General features: G+C 65.4%; 17 protein-coding genes. 9 read left to right on the top strand and 8 right to left on the bottom strand.

All coding sequences use genetic code 11. The features are described from left to right. The first annotated feature begins 162 nt into the window (after positions 1 to 162). Entirely contained in the window at positions 163 to 1,392 is a 1,230-nt protein-coding gene (gene serA, locus OEG79_RS01745) for a phosphoglycerate dehydrogenase (protein ID WP_264147172.1), read from the top strand. 93 nt (positions 1,393 to 1,485) lie between these two features. Here the strand turns inward: serA and OEG79_RS01740 are convergent, their stop codons facing one another. Together OEG79_RS01740 and OEG79_RS01735 are read right to left on the bottom strand one after the other, a co-directional pair. After that, positions 1,486 to 1,977 carry a DUF523 domain-containing protein gene (locus OEG79_RS01740; protein WP_264147171.1) on the bottom strand — a complete coding sequence of 164 codons (492 nt, stop codon included), beginning with the start codon at positions 1,975 to 1,977 and terminating at the stop codon, positions 1,486 to 1,488. 28 nt (positions 1,978 to 2,005) lie between these two features. Beyond that, on the bottom strand, positions 2,006 to 2,629 hold the full coding sequence (locus OEG79_RS01735) for a 2OG-Fe(II) oxygenase (protein ID WP_264147170.1): 624 nt from the start codon (positions 2,627 to 2,629) through the stop codon (positions 2,006 to 2,008). Positions 2,630 to 2,751: 122 nt separating this feature from the next. On the opposite strand from OEG79_RS01735, the gene OEG79_RS01730 reads away from it, so the two are divergent. Next, positions 2,752 to 3,519 (top strand): hypothetical protein, encoded by a 768-nt coding sequence (locus OEG79_RS01730; RefSeq protein WP_264147169.1) that lies wholly within the window; start codon positions 2,752 to 2,754, stop codon positions 3,517 to 3,519. Here the strand turns inward: OEG79_RS01730 and OEG79_RS01725 are convergent. Beyond that, positions 3,516 to 4,457, bottom strand: coding sequence for an alpha/beta hydrolase (locus OEG79_RS01725; protein WP_264147168.1), 942 nt, complete (start codon positions 4,455 to 4,457; stop codon positions 3,516 to 3,518). The two genes, OEG79_RS01730 and OEG79_RS01725, sit on opposite strands and share 4 nt — an antisense overlap. A 122-nt stretch (positions 4,458 to 4,579) precedes the next feature. Here OEG79_RS01725 and OEG79_RS01720 point away from each other — a divergent pair, with 122 nt between their 5' ends. Both OEG79_RS01720 and OEG79_RS01715 read left to right on the top strand, forming a co-directional pair. After that, the gene (locus OEG79_RS01720) at positions 4,580 to 5,161 is read left to right on the top strand and encodes a DUF6436 domain-containing protein (protein ID WP_264147167.1); all 582 of its coding nucleotides are present in this window, start codon (positions 4,580 to 4,582) and stop codon (positions 5,159 to 5,161) included. A 67-nt stretch (positions 5,162 to 5,228) separates the two neighbouring features. Next, the gene (locus tag OEG79_RS01715) at positions 5,229 to 6,731 is read left to right on the top strand and encodes a methyl-accepting chemotaxis protein (protein WP_264147166.1); all 1,503 of its coding nucleotides are present in this window, start codon (positions 5,229 to 5,231) and stop codon (positions 6,729 to 6,731) included. Here the strand turns inward: OEG79_RS01715 and OEG79_RS01710 are convergent. Next, entirely contained in the window at positions 6,721 to 7,734 is a 1,014-nt protein-coding gene (locus OEG79_RS01710) for an AraC family transcriptional regulator (protein WP_264147165.1), read from the bottom strand. The two genes, OEG79_RS01715 and OEG79_RS01710, sit on opposite strands and share 11 nt — an antisense overlap. 121 nt (positions 7,735 to 7,855) lie before the next feature. Here OEG79_RS01710 and OEG79_RS01705 point away from each other — a divergent pair, with 121 nt between their 5' ends. Continuing rightward, positions 7,856 to 10,234 carry a penicillin acylase family protein gene (locus OEG79_RS01705; RefSeq protein ID WP_264147164.1) on the top strand — a complete coding sequence of 793 codons (2,379 nt, stop codon included), beginning with the start codon at positions 7,856 to 7,858 and terminating at the stop codon, positions 10,232 to 10,234. 419 nt (positions 10,235 to 10,653) lie between these two features. On the opposite strand, the gene OEG79_RS01700 is transcribed toward OEG79_RS01705, so the two are convergent. Next, the gene (locus OEG79_RS01700; RefSeq protein ID WP_264147163.1) at positions 10,654 to 11,097 is read right to left on the bottom strand and encodes a hypothetical protein; all 444 of its coding nucleotides are present in this window, start codon (positions 11,095 to 11,097) and stop codon (positions 10,654 to 10,656) included. On the opposite strand from OEG79_RS01700, the gene trmL reads away from it, so the two are divergent. After that, positions 11,096 to 11,560: a tRNA (uridine(34)/cytosine(34)/5-carboxymethylaminomethyluridine(34)-2'-O)-methyltransferase TrmL gene (gene trmL, locus OEG79_RS01695; RefSeq protein WP_264147162.1), complete on the top strand. Its 465-nt coding sequence runs from the start codon at positions 11,096 to 11,098 to the stop codon at positions 11,558 to 11,560. The two genes, OEG79_RS01700 and trmL, sit on opposite strands and share 2 nt — an antisense overlap. 61 nt (positions 11,561 to 11,621) lie before the next feature. Here the strand turns inward: trmL and secB are convergent, their stop codons facing one another. From secB to OEG79_RS01680, 3 genes are read right to left on the bottom strand one after another with little or no spacing between them, the layout of a single operon-like run. After that, positions 11,622 to 12,107, bottom strand: a complete 486-nt coding sequence (gene secB, locus OEG79_RS01690; protein ID WP_264147161.1) for a protein-export chaperone SecB — start codon at positions 12,105 to 12,107, stop codon at positions 11,622 to 11,624. 28 nt (positions 12,108 to 12,135) lie between these two features. Further along, a complete protein-coding gene (grxC, locus tag OEG79_RS01685; protein WP_264147160.1) occupies positions 12,136 to 12,396 on the bottom strand; it encodes a glutaredoxin 3 in 261 nt (86 codons plus the stop codon). Position 12,397: 1 nt separating this feature from the next. Further along, positions 12,398 to 12,811 (bottom strand): rhodanese-like domain-containing protein, encoded by a 414-nt coding sequence (locus tag OEG79_RS01680; RefSeq protein WP_264147159.1) that lies wholly within the window; start codon positions 12,809 to 12,811, stop codon positions 12,398 to 12,400. A 147-nt stretch (positions 12,812 to 12,958) separates the two neighbouring features. On the opposite strand from OEG79_RS01680, the gene gpmI reads away from it, so the two are divergent. The 3 genes from gpmI (at position 12,959) to OEG79_RS01665 (ending at position 17,239) form a co-directional block, all read left to right on the top strand. Continuing rightward, positions 12,959 to 14,491, top strand: coding sequence for a 2,3-bisphosphoglycerate-independent phosphoglycerate mutase (gpmI, locus tag OEG79_RS01675; RefSeq protein ID WP_264147158.1), 1,533 nt, complete (start codon positions 12,959 to 12,961; stop codon positions 14,489 to 14,491). 164 nt (positions 14,492 to 14,655) lie between these two features. After that, positions 14,656 to 15,894, top strand: coding sequence for a murein hydrolase activator EnvC family protein (locus tag OEG79_RS01670; protein ID WP_264147157.1), 1,239 nt, complete (start codon positions 14,656 to 14,658; stop codon positions 15,892 to 15,894). A 28-nt stretch (positions 15,895 to 15,922) separates the two neighbouring features. Beyond that, positions 15,923 to 17,239, top strand: a complete 1,317-nt coding sequence (locus OEG79_RS01665) for a S41 family peptidase (protein WP_264147156.1) — start codon at positions 15,923 to 15,925, stop codon at positions 17,237 to 17,239. Positions 17,240 to 17,263 lie beyond the last annotated feature (24 nt).

The following is a 17,263-nucleotide window of genomic DNA, read 5'->3' as shown; positions in this document are numbered from 1 at the left end:
TTCATGGTCGCCCTGAGAACCATTCAGGTCGCAACCGAGCATTGAAAAAGGCGAACATGCTAGCATACGCACCCCGTGATTCGAGCCATGTGGTGATCCACGGGCGCTGGCTGAGTCTCTCAGCCCTTCCCTGAACATATCCCTGGGACAACAGGTACTCCGATGAGCAAGACCTCTCTCGACAAGAGCAAGATTAAGTTCCTTCTTCTCGAAGGCGTGCACCAGAACGCCGTGGACACGCTGAAGGCCGCCGGCTACAGCAACATCGAGTACCTCAAGGGCGCGCTGTCAGGCGAAGAGCTGAAAGAAAAGATCGCCGATGCCCACTTCATCGGCATTCGCTCGCGCACCCAGCTGACCGCCGAGGTCTTCGACTGCGCGAAGAAGCTGGTCGCCGTCGGCTGCTTCTGCATCGGCACCAACCAGGTCGACCTGGACGCCGCCCGCGAGCGCGGTATCGCGGTATTCAACGCCCCCTATTCCAACACCCGCTCGGTGGCCGAGCTGGTACTGGCCCAGGCCATCCTGCTGCTGCGCGGCATCCCCGAAAAGAACGCCTCCTGCCACCGTGGCGGCTGGATCAAGTCGGCGGCCAACTCCTTCGAGATCCGCGGCAAGAAGCTGGGCATCATCGGTTACGGCTCCATCGGCACCCAGCTCTCGGTACTGGCCGAAGCCATGGGCATGCAGGTGTTTTTCTATGACACCGTAACCAAGCTGCCTCTGGGCAATGCACAGCAGGTCGGCGACCTGTACGAACTGCTGGGCCTGTGCGACATCGTCTCGCTGCACGTACCGGAGCTGCCGTCCACCCAGTGGATGATCGGCGAGAAGGAAATCCGCGCCATGAAGAAGGGCGGCATCCTGATCAACGCCGCGCGCGGCACCGTGGTACGCCTGGAAGCTCTGGCCGAAGCGATCAAGGACGAACACCTGATCGGCGCCGCCATCGACGTATTCCCGGTCGAGCCCAAGTCCAACGACGAGGAGTTCGAGAGCCCGCTGCGCGGCCTGGATCGCGTGATCCTGACCCCGCACATCGGCGGCTCCACCGCCGAGGCTCAGGCCAACATCGGCCTGGAAGTGGCCGAGAAGCTGGTCAAGTACAGCGACAACGGTACGTCGGTGTCCTCGGTCAACTTCCCGGAAGTCGCCCTGCCGGCACACCCGGGCAAGCACCGTCTGCTGCACATCCACAAGAACATCCCGGGTGTGATGAGCGAGATCAACAAGGTGTTCGCCGACAACGGCATCAACATCTCCGGCCAGTTCCTGCAGACCAACGACAAGGTCGGCTACGTGGTGATCGACGTCGACGCCGCATATTCCGATCTGGCCCTGGAGAAGCTGCAGCAGGTCAACGGCACCATTCGCAGCCGCGTGCTGTTCTAAGCCGGAACTGCAAACAGAAAGGGAGGCCTTGGCCTCCCTTTTTTCATGCGTGTCAGAGATGTTCGGCGTGCACCGGATTGCGGCCGGGATCAATCATGCCCGCTCCAACCGCGCCAGCTCGGCGGCAGCCTCGGCCAGCTGCGTTTCGTTGAACACCTTCACCCCGGATCGCTTCAGCAAGGCAGCGGTCACGCCCTCGCCCGACACACGAACGCCGCTGAAACTGCCGTCGTAGTTTTCCAGATTGCCGCACGAAGGGCTGCGCGCCTTGAGCAGGGCCAGTGCGATGCCATGCTCTCGCACCAGCGCCAGCGCCTGCTCGGCGCCGTCGACAAAGGCAGCCGTCACGTCCTCGCCGTCGATGGTCAGCACCGGCAGCCTGCCATCCAGTACCGCGCCTCCCTGGCCGCCACGGATCTCTGCCGGCGGGCGCGGTGTGGGCAAACCACCCGCCACTTCCGGGCACAGCGCCACCACCCGCCCTTCATCCAGCCACTGCTGCAGCAGATCGAAGGGGCCGTGAGCGCCGCCGTCATAACGCACCCGATGCCCGAGCAGGCAGCGGCTGACCAGTACTTTCTGCATCGATCCTCCCTGCCGGTTGCGCAAGTGTTCAGAGCACGTCGTTGCCGCGCCGCCTGAACCAGCCCGTCAGCGACAGGCGCTCGCGGGTGGCCGGCAGCACCTCGTGAGGCATTTCCCCGGAGAGAAACAATGCCAGGGTGCCGGCCTGCGGCAACACATCATGTTCGCGCCCATCGTTGAGGTACAGACGCAGCGCCCCACCCTGCTCGGCCTGCCAGTCTTCGTTCAGGTAGAACACCGCCGACACCGTACGCCGGTCGTCATCGCGGAAACGATCGAGGTGACGCAGGTAGAAGGCGCCCGGCTCGTAGCAGGCGAAATGGCATTCGAAGTCCTCGAGCCCGAGAAACAGCGTCTGATTGAGTGCCTGGCGCAGCTTATCCATCAGTTGCAGGTAGCGGTCGCTGGCCTCGCTCTGGCCCGGCTCCAGCCACTGGATACGGTCGCCGCGAATGCCCTCCTGCACCTGCTGGGTACTGCCACGGCCAACGCTGGCCGGGTTCAGTTCGCCATCGTGCGCCCGCTTGCGGCACTCGGCGGCCAGTTCACGGGTCAGAATCTGCGGGGCGAACAACGCCCGTTGCGACCAACCCTGGCTGGCGAGGTCGTCGATAAGACTGGAAAAGAGGTCTTGCTGGCTGGCTTCGGTCATGGCGGAGATTGTACAGCGGCGGATGGCCGCCAGACATAGCTCGACAAGCCCCTGCCAGCCGCCGAAAATAGCCGGCCGCAGCAGCCTTCGGCCGGCTCGGAAAGTTTGCCAAGGAGTTCTCGATGCACGTTCTGTTTGCCCTGTTGCTGATTGGCCTGGCCTGGCCCGTCCAGGCCGACGATCACCAGCGCCTGTACCAGGCTGCCGGCTGGCCGCAGCAGCGCGAGCATTTCAACCAGGCGCTCGACGCCGCCCAGCAGCGCTATCGCAGCGCCCTGCCGCCGGCGGTATTCCAGGCCCTGGTGGATAACAGCAACCATCGTTTCGCCGCTGCCGCCATCGACCAGCGCGCACAGAACAGCCTGCGCATGGAGCTGGCCGACCCGCGACCGGCGCTGGCCTTCTTCGAATCCGAGCTGGGGCGCAAGATCGTCGCTGCCGAAACCCTGGCCACCCGCAGCGATCAACTGGCCAAGTACGCCAACGGCCTGCCGCGCACCGATGCCGATGCCACCCGTCGCCTGCTGATTCGCCACCTGGCCCAGGCCATCCCCGCCAAGGAGGCCGGTGCCGAGGTCAGTCTGGCGCTGGCCGGCGTCGCGGCCGACAGCCTCAGCCAGATGATTCCCGGCCTGCTCGGTGGCACCCAGGCCCAGGGACTGCTCAATGGCCAGCGTGAGCGCCTGATGGCGCAGATCGAGCAGGATCTCGACAACACCCTGCTGCATGTCTACCGCGATCTGAGCGACCCGGAGCTGGAGCAGTTCGTCGAATTCGCCCAGTCCGACGCCGGCAAGGCCTATTACCAGGCCGCCCTGCGGTCGCTGCGGGCCGGCCTGGCAGTGGGCATGAGCAGCAACGAGCTGGAGCCGGCGGCGCAGGGAATCTAAGCCAGCCGCTCGCGCAGGAAGTCGAAGTAGCTGCGTCGCAGCGCCTCGTTCTCGTTGGCCAGATGATGACGGGCCTCGGCCAGGCGCAGGATCTCCGGCTGACGGAACTTGTCCTGCAGCACTTCGAGGTTGTAGCGCCAATCCACCGTCATGTCCGCCTCGCCCTGAATGATCAGCGGGCTGTGCCCGCTGCGTCCGGCCGCCTCGATTTTCGGTACCCACTGAGCCAGCGCACCGACCCAGGCCGTCGGCAGGCTGCGAGGCTGCAGCGGGTCGAGGTTGTGCACGAAGTCGATGAAGGTGGCGTCGCTGGAGTTTTCACTGAAGCGCCGCGGGATCTCGCGGACGAAAGGGCTTAGCAGGCGGTAGCTGAGCTTCGACCAGCCCCAGGCGCGTGGCCGCACCAGCGGCGCCAGCAGGATGCTCTGCCCCAGCTCGGGGCGCTGGCCATCGGTGAGCAGATAATCCAGCAGGATCGCCCCGCCGGTGCTCTGCCCACAGAGATGCCAGGGCTGGGGAAGTCCGAGTTCGCTGGCCTGCTCGAACAGGCCGGCGAGCACCTGCTGATACTCGGCGAAATCACTGATGCTGGCGCGCGCCCCGCTGGACAGGCCATGCCCCGGCAGGTCGCAGGCCAGCACGGCGAAGTTCATGCTCAATGCCCACTCGACCACGTGCCGGTACAGGCCCATATGGTCGTAATAGCCGTGCAGCAGCAGCAGGGTGCCCTGCGGCTCGGCCGGCGCCCACAGCTGCGCGGCAATCTGGTATCCGGCGGCATTGAAACTGCCCAGGCGGTTGTCCAGCCCGACAAAACGCGCCGCCAGATCCAGGCCATAGAAGCTGCGATAGGCCTGCAGCGCCGGCAGATCCAGCCGCGCTGCGGCCAAGGGGCGCAGTAACGGACGCAGTCTATCGGGGTGAAATGGCTCTGACATGGGCTTTCCGTGGGTAGCTGTGCGGCGCACCGGCGCGGGGCAACGACGTTCTCGATCAACCGATATTCAGCTGCCCGGCGCATCATGGCAAGCTACGCACCCTTTTCTCCGGTCCGTGTCACATGCCGCGCCCCTCGCTCAAAATCCTGCTAGCCAGCCTGCTCGCCGTTATCTGGCTGGGCGGCATGCTGCTGGCGTTCTGGTGGTTCGAGACGCGCTATCTGCGGCCCTTCGACGAGCGCGCGGCGGTATTTTCCGGCACCGGACTGCAGCTGCCGGCCGATCTGGCCGGGCCAGGCCCGATCCGCCTGGTGCATTTCTGGGACCCGGCCTGCCCGTGCAACGTGGGCAACCAGCAACACCTCGCCGAGCTGATCGCCCATTACGCACCGCTGGGCGTGCAGTTTCATGTGCTGCAAAAGCCCGGCAGCCGCGGCGAACTGCCGGCCGAGCTGCGCGCCCTGCAGCCACTCGAGACCCTGCCCGGCAGCGCCGAGCTACCGGCCAGTCCGGCCGTGGCCATCTGGGATCAGCAGGGCGAGCTTGCCTATTTCGGCCCCTACAGCGAAGGGCTGACCTGCACCTCAAGCAACAGCTTCATCGAGCCGATACTTGAAGCGCTGGCGGCAGGCCGCGCGGTCAATGCCAGCAATACCGCCGCGGTGGGTTGCTTCTGCGACTGGTCGGCAGAAACAGTTGATTGACCCCGCGCAATTTCCGATTCACCCAGCACGCGTACGCTCAGCTCCCGCGTACGATTCAGGCACCACCATGCACGTTACCTCGAACAATCCTCTGCACGCCCACTACCACAAGGCCGACCGCATCATGCTCGGCGTACTGTGGCTGATGTTTTTCTACGCCCTCGGTCTGGCGGCCTGGCATGACACCTGGGCACAGGCGCTGGTGGTGGGCGGCAGCACGGTGGTCTGCATGAGCCTGTTGCTGCACCTGATACCCGGCAGCCGGCTGCTGCGCTGCTGCATCGGCGCCGCCTTCATGGTCATGTCGGCCCTGCACATCAACCAGAGCGATGGCCTGGCCGAGATGCACTTCGGCATCTTCGTGCTGCTGGCGTTTCTGGTGTACTACCGCGACTGGCTGCCGATCGCGGTGGCAGCCGGGGTGATCGCCGCACACCACCTGAGCTTCTTCGCCCTGCAACAGCAGGGCGCCGTGGTGATGGTGGTGAGCGAGGGCAGCTGGCCGACGATCTTCCTGCATGCCTTTTACGTGGTGCTGGAGAGCGCCATCCTCATCTACCTGGCCCGGCAGACCTTCGCCGAGGCCCGCGAGGGCGTTGCCCTACGCGAGACGACGGAGTTTCTCACCCGCCAGGAGAACAGCGTCGACCTGCGCTATCGCAGCCCCGAGCAGGGCAAGGTGGTGCAGCGCTTCAACCATTTCCTCGACCAGCTCGAAGAACTGATTGGCCACGGCGTCGCGGACAGCATCGAACTCGACCAGTTGGGCCGCAACCTGTCCGATGCAACCGCCGAGCTGCGCGACGGCGCCCAGCGCCAGCAGTACGAAGTGACCCACATGAGCGATGCGATGCGGCGCATGGGCCAGGCCATCGAGGATGTCGCCGCCCACGCGGACCAGGCCGCGCAATCGGCGCGCAGCGCCACCCGCCAGGCCGACGATAGCAGCACCGCGGTGAGCCGCATCCGCCAGGAGATCGCCAGCCTGGCGAGCAACATCGAAGGCACCGACCGCGAAGTGCAGTCGCTGGCCGAACAATCTCAGCAGATCGGCACCGTGCTCGACGTGATCCGCGCCATCGCCGAGCAGACCAATCTGCTGGCGCTCAACGCCGCCATCGAGGCGGCGCGTGCCGGCGAGCAGGGTCGCGGCTTCGCCGTGGTCGCCGACGAGGTGCGCAACCTGGCGCAGAAGACCGCGCACTCCACCGCCGAGATCCAGCAGATCATCGCCCGCCTGCAGACCAGCAGCCGCAGTGCAACCGATGCCATGCAGCTGAGCCAGGACGGCGTGCAACGCTGCGTCGCCGCCAGCGATAGCGTTGCCGGGCAGCTGCACGAGATGGCCAGCACCATCGCGGCGATCAGCCAGATGAACCAGTTGATCGCCGCGGCGACCCAGGAGCAGGCCATGGTGACCGGTGAGGTGACGCAGAACCTCGACAGCCTGCAGTCGATCGCCCAGCGCAATGCCGCCGATGCCGACGGACTGGCCGAGCAGAGCCAGCGCCTGGCCGCAGCCTCTGAACGACTGGGACAGATCAGCCAGCGCTTCGAGGTCAGCCGCTGAGCAACTGCCTCGGGGTACTGCCCTGCCACCGGCGGAAAGCACGATAGAACGGCGACAGCTCGGCGAATCCGCAGGCCCGGGCCACTTCGCGCACACCAAGGCCCTGGTCGAGCAGGCGCAGTGCCCGCAAACGGCGCACTTCATCGTGCAGGGTGCGAAAGCTGCTGCCCTGCTCGCTCAACGCCCGCTGCAGGGCGCTGCGATTACTGCCCAACGCCAGCGCGCAGGCCTCCAGGCTACAGGTCGAAATGCCCAGGTTGACCTCCAGCCAGTAGCGCACCCGCACCAGCAACTGGTTCTCCACCAACTCCGCCAGTTGCTTCTCGGCTTCCTCGCTGAGCACCTCGAAAAGGCGCGGGCTGGCGCTGCGCGAGGGCCGCGAGAGCAGCGCACGCGGCAAAATCAGCACGTCATGCGGTTGCGAGAAGCGTGGCTCGACGCCGAGCAGGCGCCGATGCTCGGCCAGCCTGCGTGGCGCCCGGTGGCGAAATTCGACGCCCAGCAATGGCAGTTCACCGCCGGCGGCCGACGCCAGCATCTTGCTCAGCAGCACGGCCAAGCATTCCATCTGCTGGCGCAACGAGCCAACTTCGCGGTAGTTGAGATCGATCACCAGGCGCGCTTCGTCGCCCTGCTCTTCCAGGCGCGCAGCAAAACCGCCGGAGAGGATGTGCTGAAAGCGCACGAAGGCCTGCAGGCCCTGACGCAGGTCGCGCGCCGCCAGCAACAGGTAGCCGACCACGTCCATTGGCCGTGGCTGCATCACCTCTCCGAGGTGCAGGCCTATATTCGCGTCGCCGGTGATGCCTTCCAGCGCCTGCCAGAAGCGCGGCGCATTGTCGTGCTCCTCCCGCGCATCCAGCAGCGGCGCCTGCAGCGGCACACCCGCATAAGCGCGCCGGTAGGTGTCGGTCGGATCCAACCCCAGCGCTGCCAAAGCCTCGTAGAGCAGCCGGCGCAGGGTCGAGGAGTGGGTCAGGGCAACGAATTCGCTATCGGCCATGGCGATTCCAGTCGAACATTGACCATAGACTTTCAACCTTGAGGCGTTTGGTCAATGCCGAGGTTTGCGCGCCTGAGCAAAATGCTTGCACGCTTGGCCCTACAACAATAAGGATCGCTCGATGAAACGTTCCCTGACCGCCCTTGCGCTGGTGATTGCCGCGACCGCAGGCGGCCTTGGCTGGTATCTGCACGACAAGCAACCGCAACGCGACGGCGAACTGCTGCTCGGTGCCCTGCAGGCACCGGTCGCGGTCGACTACGACGAACGCGGCGTGCCGCATATCCGCGCCGAGAATGAAGCGGATATGTACCGCGCGCTCGGCTTCGTCCACGCCCAGGACCGTCTGTTCCAGATGGAACTGCTGCGGCGCCTGGCGCGCGGTGAACTGGCCGAAGTGCTCGGCGAGAAACTGCTGCCCACCGACCGCCTGTTCCGCACCTTGGAGCTCGCCCGACATGCCGACGCCTACGCCGCCCGCCTGGATGCCGACAGTCCGTCCACCCAGGCGCTGCAGCACTACCTGGAAGGCATCAACCAGTACCAGGCCAGCCGCCCGCGCCCGCTGGAGTTCGATCTCCTGGGCATCGAGCCACGCCCCTTTACCATAGCCGACACCCTCAGCGTTGCCGGTTACATGGCCTACAGCTTTGCCGCTGCCCTGCGCACCGAGCCGGTGCTGACCCATATCCGCGACGAACTGGGCGCCGACTACCTTGAGCTGTTCGACCTCGACTGGCACCCGCAGGGCGTGGTCGGCACCTCCCTCGCGGCCAGCGACTGGCAGGACCTGTCCGCGCTGGCGCAACTCAGCAACGACGCCCTGGCAGGCACCGGCCTGCCGCAGTTCGAAGGCAGCAACGCCTGGGCCGTTTCCGGCAGCCGTACCGCCAGCGGCAAGCCGCTGCTGGCCGGCGATCCGCACATTCGCTTCTCGCTACCGGCGGTCTGGTACGAGGCGCACCTGCAGGCGCCGGGCTACGAGCTGTACGGCTACCACCATGCACTGATCCCCAGTGCGATGCTCGGCCACAACCGCGACTTCGCCTGGAGCCTGACCATGTTCCAGAACGATGACCTCGACCTGATCGCTGAGCGGGTCAATCCGGACAACGCCAATCAGGTCTGGTACCAGGGCAAGTGGGTCGACCTCAAGCAACGCACGGAAACCATCCGTGTCAAGGATGGCGAGCCGGTGCAGATCACCCTGCGCCGTTCGCCGCACGGGCCGATCATCAACGATGCCCTGGGCGAAACCAGCGGCAGCACGCCGATCGCCATGTGGTGGGCCTTCCTCGAAACCGACAACCCGATGCTCGATGCCTTCTACCAGCTCAACCGCGCCAACAGCCTGGACAAGGCCCGCACGGCCGCCGAGAAGATCGAAGCCCCCGGTCTCAACGTGGTCTGGGCCGGCGCCGGCGGCGATATCGGCTGGTGGGCCGCGGCCAAACTGCCGCTGCGCCCGCAAGGCGTCAACCCGACCTTCATTCTCGACGGCGCCAGCGCTGAAGCGGACAAGCTCGGCTATCACCCCTTCAGCGCCAACCCGCAGGAGGAGAATCCGCAGCGCGGCTACATCCTCTCGGCCAACTACCAGCCGGTGCCGGCCAGTGGTATCGAGATTCCCGGTTACTACAACCTGCCGGACCGCGGCCAGCGCCTGAACCGGCACCTGAGCGATGCCTCTGTGAAATGGGATACGCAGAACAGCCAGGCACTGCAGCTCGACCCTGGTACCGGTTATGGCCCTCGTCTGCTGGCACCGATACTGGATGAACTGCGCAGTGCGGCGGCGAACGACCAGGAGCGCGCGCTGGTGGAACAGCTCGCCGCGTGGAATGGCGATCACCCGCTCGATTCCGTGGCAGCCGCCCTGTTCAATCAGCTGACCTATCAACTCGCCCGTGAAGCCATGGCCGACGAGCTGGGTGATGCATTCTTCGACAGCCTGTTGCAAACCCGCGCGATCGACAGCGCACTGCCACGCCTGACCGCCAATGCCGATTCGCCCTGGTGGAATCGCCAGGGCAGCGAGCAGCGTGAAGGCCGCGCACAGATAGTCGCAGAGGCCTGGCGCGCCAGCCTGGAGCACCTGCGCAGCGTGTTCGGCGATGACGCGGCAGCCTGGACCTGGGGCCGCGGCCATACCCTCACCCACAACCACCCGCTTGGCCAGCAGCAGCCTCTGGCCTGGCTGCTCAATGTCGGTCCGCTGGCCGCGCCAGGCGGTCACGAAATGCCGAACAACCTGTCGCACCGGGTCGGCCCGGCGCCCTGGCCCGTGGTCTACGGCCCTTCGACCCGGCGTCTGGTCGATCTCGGCAACGCCGACAAGGCCCTGGGTGGCATTCCCGTGGGTCAGAGCGGCGTGCCGTTCGACGCCCACTACGGTGATCAGGCCAGCGCCCACGTGACCGGCACATACCAGCCACAGCACTTCAGCGAGGCGGACGTGAAAGCGCACCGCCAGGGCACCCTGCGACTGCTCCCGCGCTGACTGGAACACAGCGTGGTGCGCCTTCGGTGCATCACGCTGCACACTGGTGCACCGTGACGCCGCAAATGGCGTCACATCCCTCCTCCAAGTGCCTCAAGCCCAGAAAAATCGGACTCTGCCGCCTCGTTAATAAAACTGGCACAGCCTCTGCATATGCTAAGGCAATCCAGTTTTTGGGGGCCTTGGTACAGGCAGGCCGGGGAATCCCCTTCTTTATTCGACGCGGCAGCCGCGTCACGACGTGCGCCGCAGCTCCACGAGCAGGGCGCCACCCGTTTCGGGGACCTTGGTACAGGCAGGCCGGGGGATCCCCTCTTTAATTCGACGCGCCAGCCGCGTCACAGCGTGCACCGCTCCGCGCGCAGGGCACCACCCGTTTTCGGGGACCTTGGTACAGGCAGGCCGGGGGATCCCCTTCTTTATTCGGGGCGTAGCGTCAGGCGCGCCCGCCAGCGCCCATCTTCCCTTGCAGCGTGCCACTCCCCGTCCAGCGGGCGGGGCGACACCAGCACCAGCAACAGATCCCGCCCGTCGCGCTGCAGTCGCCAGTTCACCAACCCCAAGGGCAACCTGAGCTGTCCGTCAGTCACCCGGCCGTAGACGTCCTCGTAGCGATATACCAGGGCACCATCGAGCCGCTCGACCCGCGCCTCGGGCTCACGGTTGAACCAGAGTTGCAGCCCCTGCTCCCAGGGTTCGACCGCCTCGATATGCAGGCGCGGCGGTTCGAACAGACGTCCCAGCATCACGCCGGCGAGAAAGGCGATCAGCACCACCGACGCCATAAAACGCCAGCGCAAACGCGGCCGCGGGTCTTCTGGCGGCGTAGAATGGCGCTCGTCCCAGTGCTCGGAGTGCTGCATGTTCCACGTCATCCTCTTTCAACCGGAAATTCCGCCCAATACCGGCAACATTATCAGGCTGTGCGCCAACAGCGGTTGCCAGCTGCACCTGATCGAACCACTGGGCTTCGAACTGGACGACAAGCGCCTGCGCCGCGCCGGTCTGGACTATCACGAATACGCCACGCTCAAGCGCCATCCCGACTTGCAGAGCTGTCTCGAGGCCCTTGGCCAGCCACGCCTGTTTGCCTTCACCACCAAGGGGTCGCAGCCCTTCCACGAGATCGCCTACCAGCCCGGCGATGCCTTTCTGTTCGGACCGGAAAGCCGTGGCCTGCCCGAAGAAGTGCGTAACGCCCTGCCGCCCGAGCAGCGCGTACGCCTGCCGATGCGCGCCGGCTGCCGCAGCCTGAACCTGTCCAACACGGTGGCCGTGACCGTTTACGAGGCCTGGCGACAGAACGGTTTCGCCGAAGCCGACTGAAGGGGCTACGGACAACAAAAAAGCGCCCCGAGGGGCGCTTTTTCATACAGCCGGGCCGCACCTAGTGAGCGGAGGCTTCGCCAGCCTGCTGCATGCGCTGCAGCTCCTGGGCGTACAGCGCGTCGAAGTTGACCGGCGACAGCATCAGGGCCGGGAACGAGCCACGGGTCACCAGGCTGTCCAACGCTTCACGGGCGTAGGGGAACAGGATGTTCGGGCAGAAGGCGCCGAGGGTGTGGCTCATCGAGGCTGCGTCGAGGCCCTTGATCAGGAAGATGCCGGCCTGCTGCACTTCGGCGATGAAGGCGACTTCTTCGCCGTTCTTGACGGTCACCGACAGGGTCAGCACCACTTCGTGGAAGTCACCTTCCAGGGCCTTCTGGCGGGTGTTGAGGTCCAGGCCTACGCTCGGCGTCCATTCCTGACGGAAGATTTCCGGGCTCTTCGGCGCTTCGAAGGACAGATCCTTCACGTAGATGCGCTGCAGGGAGAATTGCGGGTTCTGCGATTCGGCAGCGGCGGCGCCGCTGTTGGCTTGCTCGGTCATGGCGTTGGCCTTTCCTTAACGTTTTGTTTTATGCGGGGTTCTGCAGCAGGGCGTCGAGCTTGCCGGCGCGCTCCAGGGCATAGAGGTCGTCACAACCGCCGACATGGGTGCTGCCGATCCAGATCTGCGGCACCGAGGTGCGCCCGGCCTTGCGGGTCATCTCCGCGCGAATGGCAGGCTCGCCGTCGACACGGATTTCCTCGTAATCCACCCCTTTGCTGGCCAGCAGCTGCTTAGCCCGGATGCAATAGGGGCACCAGTCGCTGGAGTAGATGACCACGTCGGTCATGTCACTTCACCAGCGGCAGGTTGTCGCCGCGCCAGGTAGCGATGCCACCGGAGAGCTTGGCGGCGGTGTAACCGGCCTTCTTCAGTTCGCGGGCGATGCTGCCGGCGTGCTGCCCCATGGCGTCGACGACGACGATGGTCTTGGCCTTGTGCTTTTCCAGTTCGGCGATACGCGCAACCACCTTGTCGTAGGGGATATGCAGCGAACCGACGATATGGCCGGCGGAGAAATCCTTCTGCGCACGCACATCGAGCACCACGCCCTGATCGCTGTTGACCAGCGCGGTGAGTTCGCGGCTCGACAGGCTCTGCCCGCCCTTGCGCATCTCGGTAACGATCAGCAGCACCAGCAGCACGACGAACATGCCACTCAGTACATAGTGATTAATGATGAATTCAATCAGGTTGGCGAACATCTATATGACCCAGGACGGTAAAATGCCGGCCAGTATACACAGCCCCACAGGTCGGCCAAACCCCGTCTGGCAGTGACGCGCCAGGTGCTTGGCCCTAAAATGCCGGGCTGTTTCATTGCCCCCTCAGACGCAGAGCGAGCCAGCTTAATGAGTGCCACGCCAAAACCCTTGGTCCTGATCATCCTCGACGGCTTCGGTCACAGCGACAACCCCGAGTACAATGCCATCCACGCCGCCAATACGCCGGTTTACGACCGTTTGCGCGCCACCTACCCGCACGGCTTGATCTCCGGCAGCGGCATGGATGTCGGCCTGCCGGACGGACAGATGGGCAACTCCGAAGTCGGCCACATGAACCTCGGCGCCGGCCGCGTGGTGTACCAGGACTTCACCCGCGTGACCAAGGCCATCCGCGACGGCGAGTTCTTCGACAACGCGGTCATCACCGCAGCCGTGGACAAGGCCGTGGCGGCCGGCAAGGCGGTGCACATCCTCGGCCTGCTCTCCGACGGCGGCGTGCACAGCCACCAGGATCACATCGTCGCCATGGCCGAACTGGCCGCCAAACGTGGCGCCGAGAGGATCTACCTGCATGCCTTCCTCGACGGCCGCGACACCCCGCCGAAAAGCGCGCAGCCGTCCATCGAACTGCTCGACGCAGCCTTCGCCCGCCTCGGCAAGGGCCGTATTGCCAGCCTCACCGGCCGCTATTTCGCCATGGACCGCGACAACCGCTGGGACCGAGTCGAACAGGCCTATCACCTGATCGTCGACGGCGCCGGCCAGTTCAGCGCCGCCACGGCCGTGGAAGGCCTGCAGGCCGCCTATGAGCGCGGCGAGAGCGACGAGTTCGTCAAGGCCACCACCATCGGCGCGCCGGTGCAGGTCGAGGATGGCGATGCCGTGGTGTTCATGAACTTCCGCGCCGACCGCGCCCGCGAACTGACCCGCGCCTTCGTCGAACCCGGCTTCAAGGAATTCGAGCGCAAGCGCGCGCCGCAGGTCGGCTTCGTCATGCTCACCCAGTACGCGGCGAGCATCCCGGCACCGGCTGCCTTCGCGCCGGAAGCCCTGACCAACGTGCTCGGCGAATACCTGGCGAAGAACGGCAAGACCCAGCTGCGCATCGCCGAAACCGAGAAATACGCCCATGTCACCTTCTTCTTCTCCGGCGGCCGCGAAGAGCCGTTCGAAGGCGAAGAGCGCATCCTGATTCCCTCGCCGAATGTCGCCACCTACGACCTCAAGCCGGAAATGAGCGCACCCGAAGTCACCGACAGGATCGTCGATGCCATCGGGAACCAGCGTTATGACGTGATCATCGTCAATTACGCCAACGGCGACATGGTCGGCCACACCGGCGTATTCGAGGCTGCGGTCAAGGCCGTGGAAACCCTCGACACCTGCGTCGGCCGCATCACCGCCGCGCTGGAGAAGGTCGGCGGCGAAGCACTGATCACCGCCGACCACGGCAACGTCGAGCAGATGGAAGACGAGTGCACCGGCCAGGCGCACACTGCGCACACCTGCGAGCCGGTGCCGTTCATCTACGTCGGCAAGCGCCCGGCGCGCATCCGCGAGGGCGGTGTGCTGGCGGACGTGGCACCGACCCTGCTCAAGCTGATGGGCCTGGAACAACCGGCCGAAATGACCGGCAAGACCATCGTCGAGCTGGAATAAGAGGCAGCAGCCGTGGCCCGCATGCAGTCAGCAGAGCGCACTCTGAACTGCATGCGGGCCACTCGACACTTTCGCTCTGCTTGCCGCTCGTGGCTTGCAGCTTGCCGCCGGTTTTTTAGGCATACTAAGCGCCATTCGCTACTCCGCCAGGTGTCGCCTCGCCCATGCTTCGCATCCTTGCCCTGATTCTGCTCAGCAGCCTGATCGCTCCGGCCATCGCCGATCAGCGCGCCGATGCCCAGCGCCAGCTGGAAGCCGCCCGCCAGGATGTCGCCGAGTTGAAGAAACTGCTGGAGAAGCTGCAGCAGGAGAAATCCGGCGTGCAGCAGCAGCTGAAGAAGACCGAGACCGAGATGGGCAACCTGGAGAACCAGGTCAAGGAACTGCAGCGCGAACTCAAGGGCAGCGAGCAGGAAATCCAGCGCCTGGATCAGGAGAAAAAAAAACTCCAGAGCGCGCGCACTGAGCAGCAACGACTGATCGCCATCCAGGCCCGCGCCGCCTATCAGAGCGGCCGCCAGGAATACGTCAAGCTGCTGCTCAACCAGCAGAACCCGGAAAAGTTCTCGCGCACCCTCACCTACTACGACTACCTCAGTCAGGCACGCCTGGAGCAGCTCTCGGCCTTCAACGAGACCCTGCGCCAGCTGGCCAACGTCGAGCAGGAAATCACCACTCACCAGGCCCAGCTGCAGGCACAGAAGGCTGACCTGGATGAACGTCACGCCAAGCTCGCCGAGGTGCGCAAGGAGCGCCAGCAGGCACTGGCCAAGCTCAACCGCGACTTCGCCAGTCGTGACCAGCGCCTCAAGGCGCGCCAGCAGGAGCAGGCCGAACTGGGGCGCGTACTCAAGACCATCGAGGAAACCCTGGCCCGCCAGGCGCGCGAGGCCGAAGAGGCACGCAAGCGCGCACTGGCTGTCCAGCAGGCGGAGCGGGCGCGCCCCGGCAGCCAGCCAAGCGGCCCGCTGGTGACCAGCGGCGCCGTCTACGGCGGCCCTTTCGCCAGTGCTCGCGGCAAGCTGCCATGGCCGGTCGATGGCCGACTGGTGGCACGCTACGGAACCCCGCGCGGCGGCGACGCTCGTACTAAGTGGGATGGCGTGCTGATCGGCGCCCCCGCTGGCAGCCAGGTGCGTGCGGTGCATGGCGGCCGAGTGGTTTTCGCCGACTGGTTGCGTGGCGCCGGCCTGCTGGTCATCCTCGACCACGGCAATGGTTACCTGAGCCTGTACGGCCACAACCAGAGCCTGCTCAGGAGTGCCGGCGACGTGGTCAAGGCCGGCGATCCCATCGCCACCGTTGGCAACAGCGGCGGCCAGGCTGCATCGGCACTGTACTTCGCCATTCGCCAGAACGGTCGCCCGAGTGATCCGGCACAATGGTGCCGCGCGCAGGGATAAGCGCCTCATCCATTTAGGAGTTGTCTTCATGCCCCATCGCTTTCGCCCCACCTGCCTGGCTCTGGCCCTCGGGCTGCTGCTCGGCGCTCCAGCCCTGCAAGCGGCCGAGCCCGCCCCCACGCCAGCACCGGCAGCGAGCGGCAAGGCCCCGCTGCCACTGGATGATCTGCGCACCTTCGCCGAGGTGCTGGACCGCATCAAGGCCGCCTATGTCGAGCCGGTGAGCGACAAGACCCTGCTGGAAAATGCCATCAAGGGCATGCTCAGCAACCTCGACCCGCATTCGGCCTACCTCGAGCCGGAAGCCTTCGCCGAGCTGCAGGAAAGCACCAGCGGCGAGTTCGGCGGCCTGGGCATCGAGGTCGGCATGGAGGATGGTTTCGTCAAGGTGGTATCGCCGATCGACGACACCCCGGCCTCCAAGGCCGGCATCCAGCCCGGCGACCTGATCGTCAAGATCGATGGCCAGCCGACCAAGGGCCTGTCGATGATGGAAGCCGTGGACAAGATGCGCGGCAAGGCCGGCAGCAAGATCGAACTGACCCTGGTACGCGACGGCGGTCGCCCCTTCGACCTGACCCTGACCCGCGCGGTTATCAAGGTGCGCAGCGTCAAGAGCCAGATGCTCGAAGACGGTTACGGCTATCTGCGCATCTCGCAATTCCAGGTCAACACCGGCGAAGAAGTCGGCAAGGCGCTGACCAAGCTGCGCCAGGACAACGGCAACAAGAAACTGCGCGGGCTGGTCATGGACCTGCGCAACAACCCGGGCGGCGTGTTGCAGGCTGCCGTGGAAGTGGCCGACCACTTCCTCAAGAGCGGGCTGATCGTCTACACCGAAGGCCGCCTGGCCAACTCCGAACTGCGCTTCAATGCCGACCCGGCCGACGCCAGCGAAGGCGTGCCGCTGGTGGTACTGATCAACGGCGGCAGCGCCTCGGCCTCGGAGATCGTTGCCGGCGCCTTGCAGGACCACAAACGCGCAGTGCTGATGGGCACCGACAGTTTCGGCAAGGGCTCGGTACAGACCGTGCTACCGCTGAACAACGACCGCGCGCTGAAGCTGACCACGGCGCTGTACTTCACCCCGAACGGCCGTTCGATTCAGGCCCAGGGCATTGTCCCGGACATCGAGGTAGCACGCGCCAAGGTCACCCGCGAGCAGGAAAACGAAGGCATCAAGGAAGCCGACCTGCAGGGACACCTGGGCAACGGCAACGGCGGCGCGGACCGTCCGAGCCGCGCCGCCCAGGCCGCTCGTACCGAACGCCCGCAGGATGACGACTACCAATTGAGCCAGGCACTGAACCTGCTCAAGGGCCTGAGCGTCACCCGCGGCAACTGAGCCGACTCGGCGCAATGAAAAAGC

Origin of the sequence: Pseudomonas sp. Z8(2022) (assembly GCF_025837155.1) — a bacterium.
Taxonomy (GTDB): domain Bacteria; phylum Pseudomonadota; class Gammaproteobacteria; order Pseudomonadales; family Pseudomonadaceae; genus Aquipseudomonas.
Note: the sequence above shows the minus strand (reverse complement) of the source record. Positions and strands in the feature narration are given on the sequence as shown.